The organism is Streptomyces sp., from assembly GCF_035563135.1.
In the GTDB taxonomy this organism is placed as follows: Bacteria; Actinomycetota; Actinomycetes; order Streptomycetales; family Streptomycetaceae; genus Streptomyces.
This window is the reverse complement of record NZ_DATMVN010000696.1, coordinates 1-3,789: the sequence shown is the minus strand read 5'-3', so window position 1 is coordinate 3,789 and position 3,789 is coordinate 1. Positions and strand designations below refer to the sequence as shown.

The window sequence follows — 3,789 nt, the reverse complement described above, 5'->3', positions numbered from 1 at the left end:
TCAACGTGTGCATATGCGACCGGCCCGACCCGGCATCGGAGCCCTACTATCGGCTCGCCATGACAGCAGCAGGGAAGCACCAGGTGAGCCGGACAGAGACGCCCCGGCGCAGCGGCCGGCAGGGACGGGCGGGGATCCGGGATGTAGCCGCAGCGGCCGGGGTCTCCATCACGACCGTGTCCGACGCCCTCAACGGCAAGGGCAGGCTCCCGGATGCCACCCGCCGCCACGTCCGCGAGGTCGCCGAACGGCTGGGCTATCGCCCCTCCGCGGCGGCCCGAACCCTCCGTACCGGCAAGTCGGGGCTCATCGGCCTGACCGTGACCACGTACGGGGATGAACCTTTCACCTTCACCGAATTCGCCTACTTCGCGGAGATGGCGAGAGCCGCCACATCGGCTGCGTTAGCCCGTGGGTACGCCCTCGTGATCCTTCCCGCCACCTCACGTCACGACGTCTGGTCCAACGTCGCACTCGACGGAACGGTCGTCATCGACCCCTCCGACCAGGACCCGGTGGTCACCGAACTCGTGCGCCAGGGCCTTCCCGTCGTCTCCGACGGGCGGCCGGCGGGCACGCTCCCGGTCACCGCGTGGGTCGACAACGATCACCGGGCGGCCGTCCTCGACCTCCTGGATCACCTCGCGGCCGCGGGAGCCCGCCGCATCGGGCTGCTGACCGGCACCACCACCGACACGTACACCCGCCTCTCCACCACCGCCTACCTCCACTGGTGCGAGCGGGTGGGCCAGGACCCGGTCTACGAGTCCTATCCGGCTCACGATCCCCGTGCGGGGGCGGTCGCCGCAGACCGCCTCCTCGCCCGCCCGGACCGCCCTGACGCCGTCTACGGGCTCTTCGACCCCAACGGCACCGATCTGCTCGCCGCCGCGCGCCGCTACGGCCTGCGGGTCCCCGAGGACCTCCTGTTGGTCTGCTGCAGCGAATCCGTCGTGTACGCATCGACCGAACCCCCCATCACCACGCTCTCGCTGAAGCCCCGGAGGATCGGCACAGCGGTCGTCCAGCTCCTCATCGATGCCATCGAAGGGGTCGAACACGACGGCCCGGTGGAGCAGGTGATACCGACGGAGCTCATCGTCCGGACGTCCTCCCAGCGGCGTCCGCCGCGCACCACGGTCAGCGCTCCGCGGTCCCCTGCCGGGGACTGATCGGTTCAATCCGGACCAAACGGCCGGTGAACCAGGTGCGCGCACGGATTCACCACCCCTGGTGCGTCACACAGCACGATCCGCATTCCTATGATGGGCGCACGACACCGCGGACCACCTCTACCAGGCAGGGCCCGTCAGGTGTACGGAGGCGCGACGGTGGTGGAGGGGTCGATGACTCAGGGGGCCGGTCAGGAACCCGTAGTGCGGACAGCGACGTTGCGCGACTTCCGCGTACCGCCGTATGCGCAGGTGCCGATGCCCCCGCCCTTGCCGCACCCCGGCGACGTCGCGGTGGGCGACGAACCGCCGGAGGGATACACCCCCACCGAGCGCGATCTGCCCGTGATCAACCGCGGCGACACCGTCCAGGTGCAGACCGTCCCCGGGACCCGGCCGGCCGGCGAATCCGGCCGCGGGCCGCTGTACGTCGTCGGGGACGTCCACGGCTACCTGGACGAGCTGTTGGACGCCCTGCGTGAGCAGGGCCTCGTCGACGCCGACGGGCAGTGGGCTGCCGGCAACGCCAGGCTCTGGTTCCTCGGTGACTTCACCGACCGTGGGCCGGACGGCATCGGCGTCATCGATCTCGTGATGCGTCTCTCGGCGGAGGCCGCGGCGGCCGGCGGGTACTGCAAGGCCCTCATGGGCAATCACGAACTGCTGCTGCTCGGCGCGAAGAGGTTCGGTGACACCCCGGTGAACTCCGGTGCCGGAACCGCGACCTTCCAGGCCGCCTGGTTGCTCAACGGCGGCCAGAAGACGGACATGGAACGGCTCCAGGACGTCCACCTCCAGTGGATGGCCCGGCTCGACGCGGTCGTCGAGGAGGACGGGCACCTGCTGATGCACTCCGACACGACGGCCTACCTCGACTACGGATCCACCATCGAGGACGTCAACGACACGGTGCACGCCATTCTCACGCGGAACGACGCCGATGAGTGCTGGGACCTCTTCCGCAAGCTCACCAAGCGGTTCGCCTTCCGCGACGAAGGCGGCGCGCAGGCCGTCCGCGAACTGATGGCGACGTACGGCGGACGGCGCGTCGTCCACGGCCACAGCCCCATTCCGTACCTGCTGGGCGAGGTCGGGCCGGAGGAGGGTGAGGACGTGGCGCGGCCCGTGGTGGACGGTCCCCACGTCTACGCGGAAGGACTCGCCATCGCCATGGACGGTGGTGTGACGATGGCCGGGAAGCTGTTGGTCGTCCGGCTTCCCCTGCATGACTGACGGTCACCGGGGAGGACACGCCACGGCCCGGCACCGTCGACGGCTGCGTCTATTTCCGGAAACCCTCTGTCACGCCGTGCCGTAGGCGCTCTACCATCGGCGTATCAGTAGCAGGCTCTCCTCCGTTTCCGCCCGATCGTCCGGCCACGCGGTCGGTCAGGCCCTACGGAGCATCGGGGGATGCACATGAAAAGCGCTCCGCACCTGCTGGCCGAGGACCGTCCCGAGTACGAGCGGATCCTTGCCGACGCACTGCGTCATGCTCACGAACGACCGGATCTGGACGGAATCGGGGACCGTCTCAACGCGGAACAGCTGCGGACGATGGCGCTCGACGCCACGCCCCTGATCACCGCGGCGGCCGCCACCGAGTACGACCACTACGTGAAGGCCCGCGAAGAGCTGCGCGGACCGGGTGACCCGGACGCCCCCACGTCCGTCTTCGGACCCGCGACCGACGAAGCCGATCCCACGGGCGCCGGTACCCTCGCGGTGATCACCGTGCTGGCGCCCGTCCTCGCGGCTACGGCCGCTCTCATATTCCTGCTGATCGGCTACCCCCTGAAGGCGCTCGACCCTGCCCCGGCCTTCGCGGGGACCATGGTCGCCGCGGGGTGGTTCTTCGCGGCCGTCGCCGCTGCGGCCATCCTCGTCGCCGCGGTGGGACTCCTCGTCACCGCCCTGCGCAACGGCGCCACCGCGCTGCCCGCCGTGGACGAGGAGGAGGAACTGCCGGAGGACGTGGCGCGCGCCCGGGAGGCATGGCGCCACGCACTGCTGGAGCGCGGCATCCTCCCCTTCCTCCGGGACGCGCTGGCCGACCCGACCGCCGGTCCCGCCTCGCGGACGCCGCACCGTTCGGCCGGCCGGATGCCTGAGATCGGCTACAGCAGACCGGGCTTCTCCGGACCGGGAAGCGGCCCCTCCGCCGGACCGCGCCCGACCTTCACCAGCCCCGACTTCACCAGCCCGGACTTCGGCGGTCCCGAGCATCAGCCGGAGTGATCGGACCCGGGCACGCCAGGGGCCGGACCGCACCAGCTGACGCCGGGCACCCGGCCCGCCGGAGGAGGGAGCGGCAACCAGCCGCCCCGGCCCCGTCCGCACCCCGGGGAGGTGTGCAGCCCCCTGCGGAGCCGTGGCCCGGACCGTACTCGTTCACCCCACGCGCACCTGCGGTGCACCGCGGGACCAGCAGGAGGACGAACGGCGTCGTCCCGGCCGACAGAGGCCGGAACAACGCCGTGACGTCCCGGCGCGACCGGCCGGGCGGTCGGGCGGTCGGTGAGCTGGTCAGTCGGCGAGCGGCAGGTAGACCCTGTTGCCCGCCGCTGCGAACTCCCTGGACTTCTCGGCCATGCCCGCATCGATCTCGGCCTGGGTG

At 71.0% G+C, this 3,789-nt stretch carries 3 protein-coding genes; all 3 read left to right on the top strand.

The annotated features are described in order from the left end of the window. Positions 1-59 precede the first annotated feature (59 nt). A complete protein-coding gene (locus VN520_RS30970) occupies positions 60-1,172 on the top strand; it encodes a LacI family DNA-binding transcriptional regulator (RefSeq protein WP_325750255.1) in 1,113 nt (370 codons plus the stop codon). 174 nt (positions 1,173-1,346) lie between these two features. Continuing rightward, complete coding sequence (locus VN520_RS30965; RefSeq protein WP_325750254.1) at positions 1,347-2,405, top strand: metallophosphoesterase; 1,059 nt, start codon at positions 1,347-1,349, stop codon at positions 2,403-2,405. A 180-nt stretch (positions 2,406-2,585) separates the two neighbouring features. Next, positions 2,586-3,410, top strand: a complete 825-nt coding sequence (locus VN520_RS30960) for a hypothetical protein (protein ID WP_325750253.1) — start codon at positions 2,586-2,588, stop codon at positions 3,408-3,410. Positions 3,411-3,789 lie beyond the last annotated feature (379 nt).